Origin of the sequence: Streptomyces sp. WI03-4A (assembly GCF_033792105.1) — a bacterium.
GTDB lineage: Bacteria > Actinomycetota > Actinomycetes > Streptomycetales > Streptomycetaceae > Streptomyces > Streptomyces collinus_A.
On sequence record NZ_JARAUO010000038.1, the window covers coordinates 1 to 20,759 of the forward strand.

Annotated in this window: 16 protein-coding genes; 9 read left to right on the top strand and 7 right to left on the bottom strand. The window is 72.9% G+C overall.

All coding sequences use genetic code 11. The annotated features are described in order from the left end of the window. Positions 1-107 precede the first annotated feature (107 nt). Positions 108-470, top strand: a complete 363-nt coding sequence (nirD, locus tag PV343_RS30155) for a nitrite reductase small subunit NirD (RefSeq protein ID WP_319150206.1) — start codon at positions 108-110, stop codon at positions 468-470. On the opposite strand, the gene PV343_RS30160 is transcribed toward nirD, so the two are convergent. Continuing rightward, positions 451-1,383 carry an oxidoreductase gene (locus PV343_RS30160; protein WP_319150207.1) on the bottom strand — a complete coding sequence of 311 codons (933 nt, stop codon included), beginning with the start codon at positions 1,381-1,383 and terminating at the stop codon, positions 451-453. The two genes, nirD and PV343_RS30160, sit on opposite strands and share 20 nt — an antisense overlap. Before the next feature lie 116 nt (positions 1,384-1,499). Between PV343_RS30160 and PV343_RS30165 the strand changes: the two genes are divergently transcribed. Further along, positions 1,500-2,060, top strand: coding sequence for a DUF4232 domain-containing protein (locus tag PV343_RS30165; RefSeq protein WP_319150208.1), 561 nt, complete (start codon positions 1,500-1,502; stop codon positions 2,058-2,060). A 228-nt stretch (positions 2,061-2,288) separates the two neighbouring features. Next, positions 2,289-2,585 (top strand): zinc-ribbon domain-containing protein, encoded by a 297-nt coding sequence (locus PV343_RS30170; RefSeq protein WP_319150209.1) that lies wholly within the window; start codon positions 2,289-2,291, stop codon positions 2,583-2,585. A 160-nt stretch (positions 2,586-2,745) separates the two neighbouring features. Here the strand turns inward: PV343_RS30170 and ppdK are convergent, their stop codons facing one another. Both ppdK and PV343_RS30180 read right to left on the bottom strand, forming a co-directional pair. After that, positions 2,746-5,466, bottom strand: a complete 2,721-nt coding sequence (gene ppdK, locus PV343_RS30175; protein WP_319150210.1) for a pyruvate, phosphate dikinase — start codon at positions 5,464-5,466, stop codon at positions 2,746-2,748. Between the two features lie 472 nt (positions 5,467-5,938). Continuing rightward, positions 5,939-7,159 (bottom strand): ROK family transcriptional regulator, encoded by a 1,221-nt coding sequence (locus PV343_RS30180; RefSeq protein ID WP_319150211.1) that lies wholly within the window; start codon positions 7,157-7,159, stop codon positions 5,939-5,941. A 130-nt stretch (positions 7,160-7,289) separates the two neighbouring features. Here PV343_RS30180 and PV343_RS30185 point away from each other — a divergent pair, with 130 nt between their 5' ends. The 3 genes from PV343_RS30185 to PV343_RS30195 all read left to right on the top strand — a co-directional run bounded on the left by PV343_RS30185 (position 7,290) and on the right by PV343_RS30195 (position 13,306). Further along, complete coding sequence (locus PV343_RS30185; RefSeq protein ID WP_319150212.1) at positions 7,290-8,750, top strand: MGH1-like glycoside hydrolase domain-containing protein; 1,461 nt, start codon at positions 7,290-7,292, stop codon at positions 8,748-8,750. Then, positions 8,747-10,684, top strand: a complete 1,938-nt coding sequence (locus PV343_RS30190; RefSeq protein ID WP_319150213.1) for a glycogen debranching N-terminal domain-containing protein — start codon at positions 8,747-8,749, stop codon at positions 10,682-10,684. The genes PV343_RS30185 and PV343_RS30190 overlap by 4 nt, the downstream gene beginning before the upstream one ends. A gap of 1,005 nt (positions 10,685-11,689) precedes the next feature. Beyond that, the gene (locus PV343_RS30195) at positions 11,690-13,306 is read left to right on the top strand and encodes a CDP-alcohol phosphatidyltransferase (protein ID WP_415923526.1); all 1,617 of its coding nucleotides are present in this window, start codon (positions 11,690-11,692) and stop codon (positions 13,304-13,306) included. Positions 13,307-13,322: 16 nt separating this feature from the next. Here PV343_RS30195 and dusB read toward each other — a convergent pair whose 3' ends face one another. Next, the gene (gene dusB, locus PV343_RS30200) at positions 13,323-14,456 is read right to left on the bottom strand and encodes a tRNA dihydrouridine synthase DusB (protein WP_319150214.1); all 1,134 of its coding nucleotides are present in this window, start codon (positions 14,454-14,456) and stop codon (positions 13,323-13,325) included. A gap of 256 nt (positions 14,457-14,712) precedes the next feature. Here dusB and PV343_RS30205 point away from each other — a divergent pair, with 256 nt between their 5' ends. Then, on the top strand, positions 14,713-16,164 hold the full coding sequence (locus PV343_RS30205) for an MFS transporter (protein ID WP_319150215.1): 1,452 nt from the start codon (positions 14,713-14,715) through the stop codon (positions 16,162-16,164). 63 nt (positions 16,165-16,227) lie between these two features. Here the strand turns inward: PV343_RS30205 and PV343_RS30210 are convergent, their stop codons facing one another. Continuing rightward, positions 16,228-17,157: a helix-turn-helix transcriptional regulator gene (locus PV343_RS30210; protein ID WP_319150216.1), complete on the bottom strand. Its 930-nt coding sequence runs from the start codon at positions 17,155-17,157 to the stop codon at positions 16,228-16,230. 101 nt (positions 17,158-17,258) lie between these two features. Here PV343_RS30210 and PV343_RS30215 point away from each other — a divergent pair, with 101 nt between their 5' ends. Beyond that, the gene (locus tag PV343_RS30215) at positions 17,259-18,686 is read left to right on the top strand and encodes an MFS transporter (protein ID WP_319150217.1); all 1,428 of its coding nucleotides are present in this window, start codon (positions 17,259-17,261) and stop codon (positions 18,684-18,686) included. Positions 18,687-18,798: 112 nt separating this feature from the next. Then, complete coding sequence (locus PV343_RS30220) at positions 18,799-19,023, top strand: hypothetical protein (protein WP_319150218.1); 225 nt, start codon at positions 18,799-18,801, stop codon at positions 19,021-19,023. 78 nt (positions 19,024-19,101) lie between these two features. Here PV343_RS30220 and PV343_RS30225 read toward each other — a convergent pair whose 3' ends face one another. Further along, complete coding sequence (locus tag PV343_RS30225; RefSeq protein ID WP_319150219.1) at positions 19,102-19,689, bottom strand: TetR family transcriptional regulator; 588 nt, start codon at positions 19,687-19,689, stop codon at positions 19,102-19,104. Between the two features lie 26 nt (positions 19,690-19,715). After that, complete coding sequence (locus tag PV343_RS30230; protein WP_319150220.1) at positions 19,716-20,726, bottom strand: aldo/keto reductase; 1,011 nt, start codon at positions 20,724-20,726, stop codon at positions 19,716-19,718. Between the last annotated feature and the right edge of the window lie 33 nt (positions 20,727-20,759).

Sequence of the window (20,759 nt, forward strand, 5' to 3'; positions counted from 1 at the left end):
CCGGTCGTCGCCTTCGTCCCCGAACGCGACCAGATGAAGCCCGACCTGCCGCTGCTGTCGATCGGCATGCGGCCCGCTGAAGACGTCCTGGAAGGAAGCGCCCAGCGATGACCCTGGCACTGGAGACGACCGACCTGAAGGTGCAGCTCCGCTGGACGGAGGGCTGGTTCACCGTGTGCGACCTGCACCGCATGGCCCCGGGCCGCGGGGTGGCCGCCCTGCTGCCGGACGGCGGCCAGGTGGCGGTGTTCCGCGACCGCTCGGACCGCCTCTACGCGATCGGCAACCGTGACCCGTTCACCGGCGCGGCGGTGCTCTCCCGCGGCCTGACCGGCACCCACCGCGGCCGCCCGTTCGTGGCGTCCCCCCTGCTGAAGCAGCGCTTCGACCTGGAGACCGGCGCGTGCCTGGACGACGAGTCGGTGCGGGTGCCGGCCTACGAGGTGCGGTTCAAGCCCCTGGAGGGCTGAAGTCGACGCCGGTCAGTCGCGCCGAGGCGTCCCAGAGGCGGGCGGCCATGCGGTCGTCCTCGGCCCACGGGGCTCGCCAGGAGGGCGCCGGCGCACCCCGCCACATGGCGAAGGACGGCCCGTAGAACGAGTCGGGCCGCACGCCGGGCGCGGTCGCCGCGTACAGCGTGGGCAGGGCCCCGGCCTCCGCCGGCTGTGCGAAGACCTGGTTGCCGAGCCGCATGACCCGCTCGGCGACGCGGCGCCCCTCGGCGCGCGGCCCGGCGGTCTGGAGCCCGGTGGCGGCGTAGCCGGGGTGGGCTGCGGCCGCGACGACGTCCGCGTCGGACGCGGCGAACCTGCGGGCCAGCTCGTGTGTGAAGAGCAGGTTGGCGGTCTTGGAGCGGGCGTAGGCGATCCAGCGCCGGTAGGGGCGGCCGCCGCCGAGATCCCTGAGGTCGATCGCGGCCAGGGCGTGCATGAGACTGGACACGGTGACGACCCGGGCGCCCGGGGTGGCCAGCAGGGCGGGCGCGAGGAGTGCGGTGAGGGCGAAGTGGCCCAGGTGGTTGACGCCGAACTGGGTCTCGAAGCCGTCCGCCGTGGTCCCGCGAGGGAGGGCCATCACGCCCGCGTTGTTGATCAGCAGGTCGATCCGCTCGTACGGCAGCCGGGCGGCGAAGTAGCGCACGGACGTCAGGTCGCCGAGGTCGAGCCGCCGGACCTCGGCCTCCGCCCGGGGCACCTCCTCCAGCAGCCGCTCCGCCGCCTCACGCCCCCGCGTCTCGCTGCGGCAGGCGAGCACGACCCGCGCCCCCTTGCGGGCGAGCTCCCGCGCGGTGACGTAGCCGAGCCCGCCGTTGGCCCCGGTGACGACGGCCGTGCGGCCGCTCAGGTCGGGGATGTCGGCGGTGGTCCAACGGGGCCCGTGCACGACGTGTCAGCCACCTTTCCCGCATCGGCCGGCGGACCGCACAACTTTTCCCGCCGGAGGTGCATCCAACATAGCGACCTTCATCCACCCATTCGCCCTTTGGAGGCGGATACGCCATGTTTCCGCATACTCGGCACTCTTCCCTCGGCCTGGCCCGACGTCTGCCCCGCAGGGGCCTGCCCGCCGCCCTGGCGGCGGTGGCGGCGGCCCTCGCGACCGCGGGAGTCGCCTGGGGCACGACGACGGCCACGGCGGCCGCGGCCCCGGCCGGCCCGCGCACCTGCGCCCTGAACGACCTCTACGTCTCGATGGGCCACAAAGAGGGCGCGGCCGGCTCCCTCTACTGGTCCGTCGTCTTCACCAACACGAGCAGCACGAAGTGCGCCCTGCGCGGCTACCCGGGCGTCAGCGCGCTGGACACGGCGCACCACCGGATCGGCCCGGCGGCGACCCGCTCCGGCACCCCGTACGCCACCGTCACCCTCACCCCCGCCCACACGGCGACAGCCGTGCTCCGTACCACCAACGGCCCGATAGGCGGCCCCTGCCGACCCACCGCCTCCTACCTGCGCGTCTACCCCCCGGCCTCCCACACGGCCGTCCTGGTCCCCGCCCACTGGAAAACCTGCTCGAACATCTTCGAGGTCGGCCCGGTGAACACGGAGGGCACCATCTGAGCGACGAGGCGGGCCAGGCCTCGGCCACGCCGGAGGGGGCGGCACCCCAGCACAGGGGGCCGCCCCCTCCGGCGTCGCGAGCTCCTCACGGCCTTGTCAAGCCACGCGATTCCGGGCCATGACCCAGACCCCCCACCCGGGGCGTAATGGAATCACCGCACGGCACGGAGAGCGGACGCCCACCGCCTCCACTCAGCCTCCTCCCCCCCACTTTCAAGGACTCCACCAATGATCGTCTTCGGCACCAGCGGATACCTGTACCGGCTCGCGATACTCATGCTGACCTGCCCTCACTGCGGCAACCCCGCCGCGCACACGGTCACGAAGTACGTCACCAAGTTCACGCTGTTCTTCGTGCCGCTGTTCCCCATCTCGACGAGATGGGAGATTCAGTGCACGTTCTGCGGCACGCAGCAGGAGGTGCCCAGGGAGTGGGCCGAGCAGTCGCAGGCACCGGCCACAGGCACTCCCGGCGGGGAGGCGTACGGGCAGGCACAGCAGGCGTACCAGCACTCCGGAGCCTGATCGGCTGGAAGGCTGCCCCCCCCAGCCACGACAGCCGATGCACGAAGCGGCGGCATCCCCGCACAGGATGCCGCCGCTTCTCTTCATCTTTCGTGCGCCGGAGCCGTCGTCGATCGGTCTGAGGGTCGGGGACCGACGACGGCTCCGGGGTTCTTCGGGGTCAGCGGTGGTCGCTGCCCGCCGAGTTGGTGGCCGCGCGGCCCGCTTCCAGGCGGGCGACCGGGATGCGGAACGGGGAGCAGGAGACGTAGTCCAGGCCGGCCTCGTGGAAGAAGTGGACCGACTCCGGGTCGCCGCCGTGCTCGCCGCAGACGCCGAGCTTGAGGTCGGGGCGGGTGGCGCGGCCGGCCTGGGCGGCCGCCTTCACCAGGGAGCCGACGCCGTCCTTGTCGATCGTCTCGAACGGGCTGACGCCGAAGATTCCCTTCTCCAGGTAGGCCGTGAAGAACGAGGCCTCCACGTCGTCCCGGGAGAAGCCCCACACCGTCTGGGTCAGGTCGTTCGTGCCGAAGGAGAAGAACTCCGCGGCCTCCGCGATCTGGCCGGCGGTGAGCGCGGCGCGCGGCAGCTCGATCATCGTGCCGATGGCGAGCTTGAGTTCCGTGCCCGTCGCCGCCTGGACCTCGGCGATGACCTGGTCGGCCTCCTCGCGGACGATCTCCAGCTCCTGGACCGTGCCGACCAGCGGGATCATGATCTCGGCGCGCGGGTCGCCCTTGGCGGCCTTGCGCTCCGCCGCGGCCTCCGCGATCGCGCGGACCTGCATGGTGAACAGACCCGGGATGACCAGGCCGAGGCGCACGCCGCGCAGGCCCAGCATCGGGTTCTGCTCGTGCAGGCGGTGCACCGCCTGGAGCAGGCGCAGCTCGTTCTCGTGCGGCTCCTGGCGGGACTCGGCCAGGGCCACGCGGACCGACAGCTCCGTGATGTCCGGCAGGAACTCGTGGAGCGGCGGGTCGAGCAGACGGACCGTCACCGGGAGGCCGTCCATCGCCTCGAACAGCTCGACGAAGTCCTTCTTCTGCAGGGGCAGCAGCTCCCGCAGGGCCGCCTCGCGCTCCTCCTGGGTGTCGGCGAGGATCAGCTTCTCGACCATCTCGCGGCGCTCGCCGAGGAACATGTGCTCGGTGCGGCACAGGCCGATGCCCTGGGCGCCGAAGCGGCGGGCGCGCAGCGCGTCCTCGGCGTTGTCCGCGTTGGCGCGCACGCGCAGGCGGCGCTTGCGGTCGGCGAAGGCCATCATCCGGTGCACGGCCTCGACCAGCTCGTCGGCGTCGTCCGCGCCCGGGTGCATCCGGCCCTCGAAGTACTCGACGACCGGGGACGGCACGACCGGGACCTCACCCAGGTAGACCTTGCCGGAGGAGCCGTCGATGGAGATGACGTCGCCCTCCTCCACTACGTGGCCGCCGGGCACCGTCATCCGGCGGCGCTTGGTGTCGACCTCGAGCTCCTCGGCGCCGCAGACACAGGTCTTGCCCATGCCGCGGGCGACCACGGCCGCGTGGGAGGTCTTGCCGCCGCGCGAGGTCAGGATGCCCTCGGCCGCGATCATGCCGTCGAGGTCGTCGGGGTTGGTCTCGCGGCGGACGAGGATGACCTTCTCGCCCGAGCGGGACCACTTCACGGCGGTGTAGGAGTCGAAGACCGCCTTGCCGACCGCGGCGCCCGGAGAGGCCGCGATGCCCCGGCCGACCTTCTCGATCTTGGCGGACTCGTCGAAGCGCGGGAACATCAGCTGCGCGAGCTGGGCGCCGCTGACGCGCTGGAGCGCCTCGGTCTCGTCGATGAGGCCCTGGTCCACGAGCTGGGTCGCGATGCGGAAGGCGGCACCGGCGGTGCGCTTGCCGACGCGGGTCTGGAGCATCCAGAGCTGGCCGCGCTCGATGGTGAACTCGATGTCGCAGAGATCCTTGTAGTGGTTCTCCAAGGTCTCCATGATCTGCATGAGCTGGTCGTACGACTTCTTGTCGATGTTCTCCAGCTCGGCGAGCGCGACCGTGTTGCGGATGCCCGCGACCACGTCCTCGCCCTGCGCGTTCTGCAGGTAGTCGCCGTAGACGCCCTGGTGGCCGGAGGCGGGGTCGCGGGTGAAGGCGACGCCGGTGCCGGAGTCGGGGCCGAGGTTGCCGAAGACCATCGAGCAGACGTTGACGGCCGTGCCGAGGTCGTGCGGGATGCGCTCCTGACGGCGGTACAGCTTGGCGCGCTCGCCGTTCCAGGAGTCGAAGACCGCCTTGATGGCGAGGTCCATCTGCTCGCGCGGGTCCTGCGGGAAGTCCCGGCCGGCCTCGGTCTTGACGATCTTCTTGAACTTGGTGACCAGCTTCTTCAGGTCGGCGGCCTCGAGGTCGGTGTCGACCGTGACCTTCTTGGCGGCCTTGGCCGCGTCGAGGGCCTCCTCGAAGAGTTCGCCGTCGACGCCGAGGACGGTCTTGCCGAACATCTGGATGAGGCGGCGGTAGGAGTCCCACGCGAAGCGGTCGTCGCCGGCCTGCTTGGCCAGGCCCTGCACCGACTTGTCGGAGAGGCCGATGTTCAGGACGGTGTCCATCATGCCGGGCATGGAGAATTTCGCGCCGGAGCGGACCGAGACGAGCAGGGGGTCGTCGGCCTGGCCGAGCTTCTTGCCCATCTTCTGCTCGAGGGCGTCGAGGTGCGCACTCACCTCGTCACGCAGTGCCGCGGGCTCCTCGCCGCTCTCCAGGTAGACCTTGCAGGCCTCCGTGGTGATCGTGAAGCCGGGAGGGACCGGGAGGCCCAGGTTCGTCATCTCGGCGAGGTTGGCACCCTTGCCGCCGAGGAGATCCTTGAGCTCCTTGTTGCCCTCGGTGAAGTCGTAAACGAACTTCGCTACGTGGGGTTCTTTGTTTTCCGACACGGGTCTCGACTCCTTGAGGCCGCGGTGGCTGCCCTGACGGCCAGGAACATACCCAGATCGAAGGCACCTGGGTACGTCCACTTGCCCGTCATGCGCCTGTAACCACTCGTCCGCCAGCGGATTGAAAGTCAAAGCTTGGCAAGCAACTGCGGCGGCATGTGTTCACCTCTTGAACGCGCACACTCCCGAAGGCGGGGTTTATCGCTCAGGTGAGCGGCCTCCGGCACGTCTGAGTTCGATCGATGAACGATCAAGGGGTGGCACCGAGTGCCACCCCTTGGAGAAGTGCAGTCGCCCAAGATCCGCTCATCTGAGCGCAACCCTTATCAAGGGTGGCGAGAATCACGCTGCCACAGCGCGCCCGATTTCACCATGCGGACGTGTGTCCGGACCGGAGACGAGCAGGTGGAGCGGGTCGCACGCCGCGCGCGGGTCGAGCGGGTCACGCACCCGGCGTGCACAGCCGAGCGGGTCATACGCCCAGCGCGAGCAGCCGCTCCTCGACCCGCTCGGGCGCGTACAGGTGCTCCACGACCAGCGCGCCCGCTCCCACCAGCGCCGCACGCTCCCCCAGCCGGGAGGTCACCACGTCCAGGCGGGCGGTGGAGCGGGGCAGCGCCCGCTGGTAGAGCAGTTCCCGGACGCCGGTGAGGAAGGCGGTCCCGGCCAGGTCGCCGGCGATCATCAGGACGCCCGGGTTGAGCAGGGTCACCACCGTGGCCAGCACGTCCCCCACCCGGCGTCCGGCCTCCCGGGCCAGCGCGGCCGCCTGAGGGTGCCCGGCGGCCAGCAGCTCCCGTACGTCCGAGCCGGACGCGGCCGGCACCCCGGACTCCGCCAGCCGCCGGGCCACGGCACCGCCGCTGGCGACGGCGGCGAGACAGCCGTACGAGCCGCACCGGCACAGCGCCTCGGAGCCCACCCGGATGTGCCCGATGTCCCCCGCGCCGCCGTCGACGCCCCGGTAGACGGAGCCGCCGACCACCACCCCGGCGCCGATGCCCGTGGACACCTTCACCAGCACGAACGCCGAGCAGTCGGGGTACGCCGTGCGCTGTTCGCCGTAGGCCATCAGATTGGCGTCGTTGTCGACCAGGACCGGGACGTGACCGGCGCCGGTGCGCTCGGTGAAGGCGCGGGAGAGGCGGCCCGTTATGTCGTAGCCGTCCCAGCCCGGCATGATCGGCGGCTGTACGACCCGGCCGGTCTCGCTGTCCACCGGGCCCGGCACCGCGAGCCCGATGCCGCACACCTCGTGCGGCGGGTGCCCGGCCTCGGCCAGCAGCTCGCCGAACCAGCGGCCGAGTTCGCCCAGCACCGCCTCGGGTCCGTCCTCCACCACCAGGGTGCCCGCGCGCTCGGCGACCAGCTCGCCGGTCAGGGTGAGGACGGCCGCGCGCGCGTGTCGGGTGTCGAGGTCGGCGGCGAGGACGACCGCGTGGGAGTCGTCGAACTCCAGGGTGATGGCGGGGCGCCCGCCGAGCGGCGACTCGACCGGACCCCCGGCGCCCTCGCGCAGCCAGCCCGCCCGGAACAGCCGGTCCAGGCGCTGGCCGACGGTGGCCCGGGACAGTCCGGTGGCCTGCTGGAGCGCGCCCCGGGTCACCGCCCGTCCGCTGCGCACCAGTTCGAGCAGGTCGCCGGCGCCGGGCTGACTACCGCCCTTGCCGCTCCTGCCGGGCCGTCCGGTCATGCACACCCCCTTGTGTTCTTCAAACTCGCATTACATAGTGGGTTTTGCGTGTTAAATAGACGTAACCCCACGGTAGCCACCGCCGGCCACCGTCAAACCCGGTCGGCCGGACGTCTTAGGGGAGCCCCGAGTGGACCGCACTTCCCAGCTCACAGCCTGTGCCCCTGAGCGCGAGATCGCATACGATCCACCGGCCCCGGCCCCGGCCCCAGCCCTGTCCGCCCCGGCCGAGGCGTCGCTGCGGGCGCGGGCGGCCCGCGTGCTGGCGGCGAACTGGACGGGCAGCTCGACCGTCCCCTCCCAGAGCCTGTATCCGCACCAGTGGTCCTGGGACTCGGCGTTCGTCGCCATCGGCCTGCGGCACCTGTCGCCGCTGCGGGCGCAGACGGAGCTGGAGACCCTGCTGGCGGCCCAGTGGGGCGACGGGCGCGTCCCGCACATCGTCTTCAACCCCTCCGTACCGCTCGACGCGTACTTCCCGAGCCCCGACTTCTGGCGCTCCTCGACCGCGGGGCGCGCGGCCGGCGCCCCGCGCACCGTACAGACGTCCGGCATCGTGCAGCCACCCGTGCACGCGCTGGCGGTCTGGCTGGTGCACCGCGCCGATCCCGTCCTGTCGCGGGCGCGCGGATTCCTGGCCCGGACGTATCCCCGGCTGGCCGCCTGGCACCGCTATCTGCTGCACCGGCGGGACCTGGGCGGGGGCGGCCTGGCGTCCGTCGTGCACCCCTGGGAACAGGGTATGGACAACAGCCCCTGCTGGGACCTCCCGCTCTCCCGGGTCACTCCCGCCCCGGCCCGCTCCTTCCGCCGTGCCGACCTCGGCCACGGCGCCGCCGAGGACCGGCCGACCGACCTCGACTACGGGCGGTACGTGCGGCTGGCCGCGGACTACCGGGACGCCGGGTACGCCGACGGGGGCGGGGAGTTCGCCGTCGAGGACCCGGCGTTCAACGCCCTGCTGATCGCGTCCGAGCGTGCGCTGGCCCGGATCGCCGAGGAGCTGGGGGCGCCCGGGGCGGCCCGCCGCGCCCGTGCGGAGCGGCTGACGGCGGCCCTGGTGGAACGGCTCTGGGAGCCGGCGAGCGGGATGTTCCTGTGCCGGGACCTGCGCGGCGGCGGCCTGCTGCCCGAGCGCGGTGTGTCCGGGCTGGTCCCGCTGCTGCTGCCGGAACTGCCGGGGGACGTCGCCGGCGCACTCGTGCGCACGCTGTGCGGCCCGCACTTCGGGCTCGGCCGGTCCACGGCGCTGGTCCCGAGCTACGACCTGCTCGGCGAGGCCTTCGACCCGCACCGGTACTGGCGCGGACCCGCCTGGTTCAACACGAGCTGGCTGCTGGAGCGGGGGCTGCGGACGCACGGCGAGCGGGACCGGGCCGACGCCCTGCGCGCGGCGGTGCCCGCCCTCGCCGGGGCCACCGGCTTCGCCGAGTACGTCGACCCGTACACCGGCGAGGCGTGCGGCGCGACCGGCTTCGGCTGGACCGCCGCGCTCGCACTGGACCTGCTGCACGAGCGCCGGGGCCCCGCCGTGTCCCACACGGCCACCGGCGCGTTCGACACCAGTGAACAGGGAGGGGACCGGCAATGACGGACCGGCATCATCTGCTCGTGCACGGGGCGACCTTCGCCGCCGTGGGCGACCGCGGCGACATCAGCGGGGTGCGGGGCGGCAGTGCCCCCGACGGGCTCTTCGTGCGCGACGCCCGGCACCTCAGCCGCTGGCAGCTCACCGTCGACGGCGCGGTGCCCGAGGTGCTCACCCCGGTCACCGACGGCGACACGGCCCGCTGTGCGCTGGTGCCGCGCGGGGGCCGGCAGGAGCCGCCCGGGCACACCCTCTTCCGCGAACAGGCCGTCGGCGACGGCTCGTTCGTCGAGTCCCTGCGGGTGACCAGCAACCGCCCGGCGCCCACCACCGTCCGGCTCGCCCTCACCGCCGACGTCGACTTCACCGACCAGTTCGAGCTCCGCTCCGACCACCGCACCTACGTCAAGGCCGGCGCCGTACGCTCCCGGCAGATCCTGGACGACGGCATCCAGTTCACCTACCGGCGGGCCGAGTGGCGGTCCTGCACGACCATCACGGCCGAGCCCGCCCCGGACGCCGTCGAGGAGACCGGCACCGGCGCCCGCCGCCTGGTGTGGACCCTGGAGCTGGAACCCCACGGCACCACCGAGCTGATGCTGCGCGTGATGGCCCGCCCGCACGGCGACCGGCGCGCGCTGCGGGTCCCGCGCTCCCCCGCCTCGGTGCGCGAGCAGGTCGTCGGCCTGGAGGAGCGGTTCGTGGAGGGCGTGGCGTTCCCGACCGGCCGGCCGGAGCTGGCCAGGGCCTGCGCCCGCGGCCTGGCCGACCTGGCCGCGCTCCAGGTGCCCGCGACCGGGCCGGACGGCGAGGAGCTGCGCGTCCCGGCCGCCGGCGCCCCCTGGTTCCTCACCCTGCTCGGCCGGGACGCGCTGCTCACCGCCCTGTTCACGCTGCCGTACCGGCCCCGCTCGGCCGCCGCCACGCTGCTCGCGCTGGCCGCGACGCAGGCGACCACGACCGGTGGTGCGTCCGCGGCGCAGCCCGGCAAGATCGTGCACGAGGTGCGGCACGGCGAGCTTGCGCACTTCGGGCAGGTGCCGTTCGGGCGGTACTACGGCTCGGTCGACGCCACCCCGCTGTTCCTGATCCTGCTCGGGGCCTACGCCGAGCGGACCGGCGACACGGACCTGGCCCGGCGTCTGGAGCCGCACGCCCGGGCCGCCGTCGGCTGGATGCTGGACCACGGCGGGCTGACCTCGCGCGGCTACCTCGTGTACCGCGCCGACGAGGGCGGCCTCGCCAACCAGAACTGGAAGGACTCCCCCGGCGCCATCTGCTGGTCCGACGGCACCCGGCCCACCGGGGCGGTGATGGCCGCGGGTGCCCAGGGCTACGCGTACGACGCGCTGCGCCGCACGGCGTGGGTGGCGCGGACGGCGTGGGCCGACGAGACGTACGCGGCGCTGCTGGAGCAGGCGGCGGCCGACCTCCGGGACCGCTTCCAGCGGGACTTCTGGATGCGGGAGCACTCCTTCCCGGCGCTCGCGCTCGACGGTGACGGCCGCCAGGTGGACGCGCTGGCCTCCGACGCCGGGCACCTGCTGTGGTCGGGGCTGCTGGACAAGGAGTACGGCGAGGTCGTCGGCCGGCGCCTGCTGGAACCGGACTTCTTCTCGGGCTGGGGGGTGCGCACCCTCGCCTCCGGCCAGCCGGCGTACCACCCGCTGTCGTACCACCGCGGCTCGGTCTGGCCGCACGACAACGCGCTGATCACACTGGGTCTCGCCCGGTACGGGCTGCACGACGAGGCCCGTACGGTGGCGCGCGCCCTGGTGGAGGCGGCGACGGCTACCGGTCACCGGCTGCCGGAGGTTCTGGCGGGTTACGGCCGCGGCACCCACCCGGAGCCGGTGCCGTACCCGCACGCGTGCGTCCGCGAGGCCCGTTCGGCGGCGGCCCCGCTGGCCCTGCTCACCGCGGTCGGCGGGGTCTGACGGACCTTGACCGGGCGTTTGCCCGGTGTTTGCCGAGGCCCGTGAACAGCGGACTCGGGCGGGCCGTACGGAATGGCGGCGGGCCAGGCGGGCCGTGTTTCCCCGGCCCTGCCCAGCCTCCCGGCGTGGCCCGCCACTCCGTCACGGGTCTCGCACGGAAGGACCTCCGGGTTGTCTCAGCACACGAGCACGCGCCAGTCGCCGGACACACCGGGGGCGACGACCGGGGACACCCCGACCGAAGCGGAGCCGGTCACCGCGCAGGCCCCCCGGCCGCTCGCGGGCAAGCCCCCCAAGCCCCGGGCGGCGGAGCCGGGGACGACCGGGGAGGCGGAGGAGCCCGGCACTGCTGGGATCGCCGCCACCGGTCAGGCCCCCGGCACGGGCGGGCCCGCTGCCACCGGGGAGGCCCCGGAACCCGGCACCGACAGCGCCGAGGAGGCTGACGCCGGCCCGGAGGCCACGAAAACGTTCGCCTCAGAGGCCGCGCCCGTCGACGAGGCATCGAAGCCGGAAGCCGACGCGACCAGCGCCGCCGGCGATGCCCCGACGCCCAGTCCCGACACGGTCGGCCCCAGGGGCGAGGACACGAAGACGGTCGCCTCAAAGGCCCGCCCCGCCGAAGGAGCAGCGAAGCCGGACGCCGACGCGACCAGCGGCGCCGGAGAGGCCCCGGAGACCGGCGCCGACGAAGCCGCACAGTCCGGAACCGGCAAGGCCGCTGTCACCGGTGAGGCCGCACGACCCAGCGCTGACAAGGCGCCGGCGCCCGGCTCCGACGAGTCCGCCGCCGGCGAGGCCGCGCAGTCCGGGATCGACCAGGCCGCCCGCACCGGCGAAGCCAAGGCGCCCGGCGCCGACGAAGCCGGCCCCACCCCGGTGACCGCCGGTGAAGCCCACCCCACCCCCGCGACGGTGGCCGGTGCGGGCGGGGTGCGGGCCCGGTGGGCCCGGCGGGTGACGCGCTGGCGGGCGGCGCGTCCGGGGGCCGCACGCGGGCTGTCCGTGGTGCTGACCGTGCTGGCCGCCGCGCTGGTCGTCGCCGCGCTGGTGCTGCCGAACACCGTGGTCGGGCTGCGGCCCGCGAAGTTCGTCCGGATCCCGGCGGAGGCGGTCATCGGGGCAGCGGTGATGCTGGCCCTGCCGCGCCGGCCCCGGGTGGTGCTGGCCGCGGTGTCCGGCGCGGCGCTGGCCGCGATGACCGTGCTGAACCTGCTCGACATGGGGTTCAACCAGTACCTGGGCCGCAGCTTCAACCTCGTCCTCGACTGGAGCCTGCTCGGCGACGCGCAGTCGTACCTGGAGGACTCGCTCGGCCGCACGGCCACCCTCGCGGCCACCGCCGGTCTGACCGTCGTGGTCCTGCTGCTCTTCGTGCTGCTGGCGCTGTCGATGGTCCGGCTGAGCAACCTGCTCGCCCGGCACACCGGCACCGCCACCCGCGGCACGCTGGTCGCGGGCGTCGTGTGGATCACCTGCTCCTCGCTCGGCCTCCAGATCTCCGGCGTGCCGATCGCCTCGGACCGCACCGCGGCCGCCCTGAAGATCCAGGCCCACCGGGTGAGCGACACCCTCCGGGACGAGGCGGAGTTCCGGAAGGTGGCCAAGGTGGACGCCTTCGGCGACACCCCAGGCGCCCAGCTCGTACCCGACCTGCGCGGCAAGGACATGATCTTCACGTTCATCGAGAGCTACGGCCGCAGCGCGATCGAGGACCCGATCATCGCGCCCGGCGTCGACAGGACCCTGGACGAGCGCACCGCCGCGCTGGCCAAGGCCGGCTTCCACGCCAAGAGCGGCTGGCTGACCTCGGCGACCTACGGCGGCAGCAGCTGGCTCGGCCACTCCACCACCATGTCGGGGCTGTGGGTCAACAACCAGCAGCGCTACCGCACCGTCATGGCGAGCGATCACCTCAGCCTCACCAAGGCGTTCGAGAAGACCGGCGCCTTCGACACCGTCGGGGTCATGCCGGGTGTGCAGAAGGCCTGGCCCGAGCAGAGCTTCTACGGCCTGAACAAGGTCTACAACGCCTTCGAACTCGGCTACAGGGGACCGAAGTTCAGCTGGTCGACCATGCCGGACCAGTACGCGCTCCAGCAGTACCAGGAGCGGGTGCACAGCAAGAAGCCCGCCGACGGCAAGGCGCGGATGTCGCTGCTCATCCTCACCTCCAGCCACCAGCCCTGGGCGCCGATCCCGAAGATGGTCGGCTGGGACCAGCTCGGCGACGGCTCGGTCTTCAAGGGCATCCAGGCGGCGGGCAACAAGCCGGCCGACATCATCGCCGACACCACCAGGTCCCGGCAGGAGTACGGCAAGTCGGTCCAGTACTCGGTGACCGCGCTCACCCAGTGGCTGGAGCGCTACGGCAGCAAGGACACCGTGCTGGTGTTCCTCGGCGACCACCAGCCCATCGCCCGCGTCAGCGGCAACCACGCCAGCCGTGACGTGCCGGTCGCGATCGTCGCCAAGGACCCGAAGGTCCTCGACAAGGTCGACGGCTGGGGCTGGACGGACGGCCTCCGGCCCGCGCACGACGCGCCGGTGTGGAAGATGAGTTCCTTCCGCGACCGCTTCCTGACGGCCTACGGGTCGACCCCGCACCCGAAGCGGGGCTGACCGCAGGCGGGGGGTGTCAGCCGCCGGACGTGTCCAGCTCCGCGTCCTCGCCGACGCCCGCGCAGTCGTACGGGTCCTTCAGCCAGCCGTCCGGCAGCACCACACGGTTGTTGCCGGACGTACGGCCGCGGGGCCCGTCGGCGCCGGCCGGCCAGGGCTGGTCCAGGTCGAGCTCGTCCAGACCTGCCCGCAGTTCCGCGAGCGAGGAGGTGATCGCGAGCCGCTTGCGCATCTCGGAGCCGACCGCGAAGCCCTTGAGGTACCAGGCGACGTGCTTGCGGAAGTCAACGACCCCCTTCGACTCGTCCCCGATCCACTCGCCGAGCAGGGTGGCGTGGCGGACCATGACACGGGCCACCTCGCGGAGCGTCGGCCGGGCCAGGTCCTCGGTGCGCCCCTCGAAGGCGGCGACCAGGTCGGCGAAAAGCCACGGCCGCCCGAGGCAGCCGCGCCCGACGACCACGCCGTCGCAGCCGGTCTCCCGCACCATGCGCAGCGCGTCCTCGGCCGACCAGATGTCGCCGTTGCCGAGCACCGGGATCTCGGGCACGTGCTCCTTCAGCCGGGCGATGGCCTCCCAGTCGGCCGTGCCGCCGTAGTGCTGGGCGGCCGTGCGGCCGTGCAGCGCGATCGCCGTGACGCCCTCCTCCACGGCGATGCGGCCGGCGTCGAGGTAGGTGATGTGGTCGTCGTCGATGCCCTTGCGCATCTTCATCGTGACGGGGAGGTCACCCGCCCCGCTGACCGCTTCGCGCAGGATGCCCCGCAGCAGGTTGCGCTTGTACGGCAGCGCGGAGCCGCCGCCCTTCCGGGTCACCTTGGGGACCGGGCAGCCGAAGTTCAGGTCGATGTGGTCGGCGAGGCCCTCCTCCGCGATCATGCGGACGGCCTTGCCGACGGTCGCCGGGTCGACACCGTAGAGCTGGATCGAACGCGGCTGCTCGCTCGCGTCGAACTTGATCAGGTGCATGGTCTTGTCGTTGCGCTCGACCAGCGCCCGGGTGGTGATCATCTCGCTGACGAACAGGCCCTTGCCGCCGCTGAACTCCCGGCACAGGGTGCGGAAGGGCGCGTTGGTGATGCCCGCCATGGGTGCGAGCACGACGGGCGGCGCGACGGCGTGCGGGCCGATGGAGAGCGGGTGGGTCATCAGACGGCTCCGGGACGGACGTACGGCGGGAGGCAAGGAACCATTGTCCCTCACTCCCCACCCTGCTCCGCCGGCCCCTCCCGGAGCCCGGGAAGCTTGGCCTCCGGCCGCCCCGGGTACAGGGGGTGGCCGGGGTGACTTCCGGACCCCACGGCCTGGCACCGGCCCCGGCACGGACACGCCAGTGAGGACACGCCGGTATCTTGTAACGGTCATTAGTTAGATGCACTATCGAAATCCGCGTACGATGGGGACCATGCCCGAGCTCAGCCACCGCCGACGCATGCTCGTGCTCGCGATCTGCTGCATGAGTCTGCTGATCGTGAGCCTCGACAACACCGTCCTGAACGTCGCGCTGCCCTCGATGCAGCGCGAACTGCACGCCGAGACCTCCGGCCTGCAGTGGACCATCGACGCCTACACGCTGGTCCTGGCCTCCCTGCTGATGCTCGCGGGCTCCACCGCCGACCGCATCGGCCGCAAGCGGATCTTCATGTCGGGCCTGGTCGTCTTCTCGATCGGCTCGCTGCTCTGCTCGCTCGCGCCCAACCTCGAACTGCTCGTCGTCTTCCGCATGGTCCAGGCGGTCGGTGGCTCGATGCTCAACCCGGTCGCCATGTCGATCATCACCAACACCTTCACGGACTCCCGTGAGCGCGCCCGCGCGATCGGGGTGTGGGGCGCGGTGGTCGGCATCTCCATGGCGGCCGGTCCGCTGGTCGGCGGCCTGCTGGTGGAGTCGGTCGGCTGGCGCTCCATCTTCTGGGTCAACCTCCCGGTCGGCCTCGCGGCCCTGCTGCTCACGCTGCGGTTCGTGCCGGAGTCCCGGGCGCCCAAGGCCCGCCGCCCCGATCCGATCGGCCAGCTGCTGGTCATCGCCCTGTTCGGCTCGCTGACGTACGCGATCATCGAGGCGCCGGACGCCGGGTTCGGCGCCGTGGCCCCCTTCGCCGTGGTGGCGGTCGTGGCCCTGCTCGCACTGCTCTGGTACGAGCCCCGCCGCGACGAACCCCTGATCGACCTGCGCTTCTTCCACTCCGTCCCGTTCAGTGGCGCGACCGTGATCGCGGTCAGCGCGTTCGCGGCGCTCGGCGGCTTCCTGTTCCTGTCCACGCTGTACCTGCAGAACGTGCGCGGCCTCGACGCGCTGCACGCGGGCCTGTGGATGCTGCCGATGGCCACGCCCACGTTCCTGTGCGCGCCGCTGTCCGGACGCCTGGTGGGCAGCCGGGGGCCGCGGCTGCCGCTGGTGCTGGCCGGCGCGGCGATGACCGCGAGCGGGGTGCTGTTCGCGGTCTTCGAGGCGGAGACCTCCGACGCCACCCTGTTCGTCGGCTACATGCTGTTCGGCATCGGCTTCGGCTTCGTGAACGCCCCGATCACCAACACGGCGGTGTCCGGGATGCCCCGGGCCCAGGCGGGGGTCGCGGCCGCGGTCGCCTCCACCAGCAGGCAGCTGGGTCAGTCGCTCGGTGTGGCGGTCGTCGGAGCGGTGCTCGCCTCCGGGGTGGGGTCCTCGCCGTACAGGGACACGTTCGTGTCGGCCGCCAAGCCGGGATGGTGGATCCTCACCGCGTGCGGGCTGGCCGTGCTGGTCCTCGGCTTCGTCTCCAGCGGGCGCTGGGCCCGGCGGACCGCCGAGCGCACGGCGGACCGGCTGGAGTCGGCCGAGGTACGCGAGGTCGTCGGGGCCTCCGGGCGCGCCTGACCCGGGGGCGTCCCACCCGAGGGGGCGCCTGACCCGAGGGCGACTCGGGGCCCCCAGGGGCCCTCAGGCGCCGTGCCCCTGACCCGCCAGCGCCTTCTCGTGCAGCTTCTCCAGGCGCCGACGGGTCTCCTCGTTCCGGGGGGTGTACGTCACCATCCGCGGTCCGGCGTCCGGTCCCAGCCACAGGTCGGTGTGCTCCAGCGTCAGATGCCCCACGTGCGGGTTGAGGAACTCCTTGATCTTGGTGCGGTGGCCGACGACCTCGTACCGCTCCCAGTTCTCGCGGAACTCCGCCGACTCCGTCTGCAGCCGCTTGACCAGCATCTTCCAGGCGGGCTCGCCGAGATGGCCGGCCAGGGAGGCGCGCAGCCGGGCGGCCATCAGACGCATGGTCTCGTCGAGGTGGACGATGGCCGCCCGCCAGTCGCTGTTCGTGTAGACGAGGAGCATGCAGTTGCGGTCCTCGGGCGGTACGGCGTCCAGGTCGCCGAGGAGCAGGCCGTAGGTGCGGTTGTAGGCGAGGATGTCGTACCTGCTGTTCTGGATGCAGGCCGGGACCGGCTCCAGCGCGCGGAGCATCTCGCGCAGGGCCGGGGTCACGCTGGGGCAGTCCGCGGCCGGGCTCGGATCGGTGGCGCCGGCCAGCTGGAAGAGGTGGGCGCGTTCGCCGGCGTCGAGCATCAGGGTGCGGGCCAGGGCGTCCAGGACCTGCACGGACACCTGGATGTTGCGGGCCTGTTCGAGCCAGGTGTACCAGGTGACGCCGACCGCGGAGAGCTGGGCGACCTCCTCCCGGCGCAGTCCTGGGGTGCGCCGCCGGGCCCCGCGGGGCAGCCCGACCTGCTCGGGCGTGATCCGCTCGCGCCGGCTGCGCAGAAAGGCGGCCAGCTCGTGCCGCCGGATCTCCGCACCCCGCGCGGTCGGCGGGGTCGGCGCGGTCGAACGGCTGGGCGCGGCCGACGGGGCGGCGGTCCGCTGGGCGGTGGTCGTCATGGCTCCAGGGTGCTCCGCGGCGGATCCTGTTGCCAGGTATTTCTTGTACCAGGACAAGGACACTCTGGTACCCGTCTGAGGGCGCGCGCAGGCTCGGGGGCATGACACAGACCGTCACCACCTCCGCGGTCCGCGCCCGGGCGTCCTCGCCCGTGCTGAGCGGGCCCGGGCTGTTCACCGTTCTGCTGGCGGCCGCGCTGCCGCTGGTCGACTTCTTCATCGTCAACGTCGCCCTGCCCACCATCGGTGCCGACCTCGCCGCGGGCGAGGCCGTGCTGGAGCTGGTCGTCGCCTCGTACGGGGTCGCCTACGCCGTGCTGCTCGTGCTCGGCGGCCGGCTCGGGGACCTGTTCGGCCGGCGGCGGCTGTTCCTCGCCGGCATGGCCGCCTTCGGGCTGACCTCGCTGGCCTGCGGGCTCGCGCCCGGGGCCTGGTGGCTGGTGGGCGCGCGGGCCGCGCAGGGCGCGTCCGCCGCGGCGATGCTGCCGCAGGTGCTCGCCACCATCCAGGCCGCCACGAGCGGCGGCCGCCGGGCCCGGGCGATGAGCCTGTACGGCGCCACCGCGGGGCTGTCCATGGTGGCCGGGCAGATCCTGGGCGGGGTGCTGGTCGCCGCCGACCTCGCCGGAAGCGGCTGGCGGGCCATCTTCCTGGTCAACGTGCCGGTCGTGCTGCTGGGTCTGGTGCTGGCCGTGCGGTACGTGCCGGAGACCCGCTCCCCGCGTCCGGAGCCCGTCGACGGGCCCGGCACCGTCCTGCTCGCGGTGTCCCTGCTGACGCTGCTCGCACCGCTGACCGAGGGCCGGGCCGCCGGCTGGCCGCTGTGGACGTGGCTGTCGCTGGCCGCGTTCCCTCTCGCCGCGGCCGCCTTCTACGCGGTGGAGCGGCGGGCGGACCGGCAGGGGCGCACCCCGTTGGTGCCGCCGAGCCTGTTCGCGCTGGCGTCCCTGCGCCGGGGGCTGATGCTGATCCTGCCGTTCTCCGTCGGCTTCAGCGGGTTCATGTTCGTGATCGCGCTGGCGCTGCAGCGGGGCGCCGGGCTCGGACCGGTGCCGGCGGGGCTCGCGCTCGCGCCGATGGCGGTGGCCTTCCTCTTCGTCTCCCTGGCCGGGCCGCGGCTGATCGCCCGGTACGGCACCCGGGTGCTCACCGCCGGTGCCGTGGTGCAGGGTGCGGGCGTGCTGCTGATCGTGCTGGCCGCCTGGCGGGACTGGCCACACCTGGGCTTCGGTTCGCTGCTGCCGGGCGTGACCGTCGCCGGGGCGGGGCAGGCGCTGCAACTCCCCAACCTGATGCGGATCGTGATGTCCGAGGTGCCGCCGGCCCGGGCCGGGGTCGGCAGCGGTGTGATGGTCACCACGCAGCAGTCCGCGCTCGCCCTCGGGGTGGCCACCCTCGGCACGCTCTTCCTGGCCCTCGTCCCGCACCAGGGCATGCGGGACGCGCTGGTCGTCACGCTGCTGGTGCAACTCGCGGGGGTGGTGCTGACCGGCCTGCTCAGCCTGCGGCTGCCGCGCACGGTCGGCTGAGCCGGCCGGGCCCGGGACACGGCTTGGACAACTCGCCGCGAAGGAACTCCTGTTGATGTTGAACCTGCTGCACACTCCTTGCGGTCGGGTCTGCCGGACGTGGGGAGGCGTCATGCCGCGGGACAACAGCACGAGCAAGGTCAGCCGCTGGGACGGGCACGGCCGGGAGCACGTCGTCCGGGTGCGGCGCACGGGTGTGCAGCGCACGATCAGCTGCGACACCTGCGGCTGGCGCCGCAGCGCCCAGTTCCTGCCCTGGCTGAAGGCCGAGGAGCACCTGGCCGAGGCCCACCAGGCGACGGTGGACCCGTCGGCCACCCGCCAGCCGTCCCGCTGACGGCCGGCCCGGCCCCGGCCCGGCCCCAGCCGCAGGCCCGGTTCCAGCCGCAGGCCCAGCCCCAGCCCCAAGTGGGACCTATGCCTTCAGGCCCCGTACCAGCAGCTCGACGACGGCCTCGAACTCCGTGCGGATGCCGGGCTGCTGCCACTCCCGGGCGTAGCACGGGTCGTGGAAGCGGCCGGTGGCCTGGAAGACGGCGCGGGCCGCGGCGGTCGGGTCGGGGGCGGTGAAGGCGCCCGTCCCCGCGCCCGCCTCGATGATCCTGGCGAGCTGGGCGGTGAGGTCGGTGACGTGCTCGCCGACCGCCTCGCCGTTCTCGTCGGTCAGCACCGTGTAGGTGGCGAACAGCTCCGGGTCGTCGCCCGCCTTGTGCCGCTTGGCCTCGAACAGGGCCGCGAGCCAGGCCCGCAGCCGGTCCTCGGCGGCGTCGTCACCGGCGACGATGCCGGCGAGCCGCTCCGACGTACGGTCCAGCCACCGCTTGGTCACCGCCTCGCGCAGCGCCGCCTTGGTGCGGAAGTGCCGGTAGACACTGCCGTGGCTGACCCCGAGCGCGCGGGCCACGTCGACAACGGTGGCCTTGGCCGGGCCGTGACGGCGCAGCACCTCCTCGGTCGCTTCGAGGATGCGCTCGGCGGTCAGGGTCTCGGTGGTCGGTGCCATGCCATAGACCGTACCCGGGGGCGAGGTCAGTGCTCGCTGTCGAGGTGTGCCATCTGTGCCGCCGGGTAGCGGTCGCCCGCCGCCGCGTCGGCGGGGACGGCCTGTTCTACGGCGGCGAGGTCGGCCTCGTCCAGGGTGATGTCCGCCGCGCCCAGCGCTTCGCCCAGCCGGTCGCGGGTGCGGGCACCGACGAGCGGCACGATGTCCTCGCCGCGGGAGAGCACCCAGGCGATGGCGATCTGCGCGACGGTCACGCCCTTCTGCTCGGCGATCTTGCGCAGCGCCTCGACCAGCGTCAGGTTGTGGCGCAGGTTCTCGCCCTGGAAGCGGGGCGAGTGGGCGCGGAAGTCGTTGGCGGCCAGCCGCCGGTCCTGGGAGAAGTGGCCGGAGATCAGGCCGCGGGAGAGCACGCCGTACGCGGTGATGCCGATGCCCAGCTCACGGGTGGTCGGCAGGATCTCCCGCTCGATGCCGCGCGAGATGAGCGAGTACTCGATCTGCAGGTCGGCGACCGGTGCGGTGGCGGCCGCCCGGCGGATGGTGTCGGCGCCGACCTCGCTCAGGCCGACGTGCCGGACGTACCCCTTCTCGATCAGCTCGCCGATCGCGCCGACGGTCTCCTCGATCGGCACGTCCGGGTCGAGGCGGGCGATGCGGTAGACGTCGATGTGGTCGACGCCGAGGCGCTGCAGGGAGTAGGCGGCGAAGTTCTTCACGGCGGCGGGACGGCCGTCGTAGCCGCTCCAGTTGCCGTCCGGGTCGCGCAGGGCGCCGAACTTCACGCTGAGCAGGGCCTTCTCGCGCAGGGCGGCGGGCGCGGTGCGCAGGGCCTCGCCGATCAGCATCTCGTTGTGACCCATGGCGTAGAAGTCGCCGGTGTCCAGCAGGGTGACGCCCGCTTCGAGGGCGGCGTGGACGGTGGCGACGGACTCGGCGCGGTCGGCGTCGCCGTACAGCGCGGACATGCCCATGCAGCCGAGGCCGAGGGCGGAGACGTGGGGGCCGGTGGTTCCGAGGGTGCGGGTTCGGATCGTCATGTCCTCCACTCTGCCATGACAGATGACAGATTT

What these genes read in the sequence shown, in the direction of transcription:
- PV343_RS30190 (WP_319150213.1), top strand. Translation starts at nt 8,747, where the DNA reads ATGACGGACCGGCATCATCTGCTCGTGCACGGGGCGACCTTCGCCGCC.
- nirD (WP_319150206.1), top strand. Translation starts at nt 108, where the DNA reads ATGACCCTGGCACTGGAGACGACCGACCTGAAGGTGCAGCTCCGCTGG.
- PV343_RS30225 (WP_319150219.1), bottom strand. Translation starts at nt 19,689, where the DNA reads ATGGCACCGACCACCGAGACCCTGACCGCCGAGCGCATCCTCGAAGCG.
- dusB (WP_319150214.1), bottom strand. Translation starts at nt 14,456, where the DNA reads ATGACCCACCCGCTCTCCATCGGCCCGCACGCCGTCGCGCCGCCCGTC.
- PV343_RS30230 (WP_319150220.1), bottom strand. Translation starts at nt 20,726, where the DNA reads ATGACGATCCGAACCCGCACCCTCGGAACCACCGGCCCCCACGTCTCC.
- PV343_RS30210 (WP_319150216.1), bottom strand. Translation starts at nt 17,157, where the DNA reads ATGACGACCACCGCCCAGCGGACCGCCGCCCCGTCGGCCGCGCCCAGC.
- PV343_RS30205 (WP_319150215.1), top strand. Translation starts at nt 14,713, where the DNA reads ATGCCCGAGCTCAGCCACCGCCGACGCATGCTCGTGCTCGCGATCTGC.
- PV343_RS30215 (WP_319150217.1), top strand. Translation starts at nt 17,259, where the DNA reads ATGACACAGACCGTCACCACCTCCGCGGTCCGCGCCCGGGCGTCCTCG.
- PV343_RS30220 (WP_319150218.1), top strand. Translation starts at nt 18,799, where the DNA reads ATGCCGCGGGACAACAGCACGAGCAAGGTCAGCCGCTGGGACGGGCAC.
- PV343_RS30180 (WP_319150211.1), bottom strand. Translation starts at nt 7,159, where the DNA reads ATGACCGGACGGCCCGGCAGGAGCGGCAAGGGCGGTAGTCAGCCCGGC.
- PV343_RS30165 (WP_319150208.1), top strand. Translation starts at nt 1,500, where the DNA reads ATGTTTCCGCATACTCGGCACTCTTCCCTCGGCCTGGCCCGACGTCTG.
- PV343_RS30170 (WP_319150209.1), top strand. Translation starts at nt 2,289, where the DNA reads ATGATCGTCTTCGGCACCAGCGGATACCTGTACCGGCTCGCGATACTC.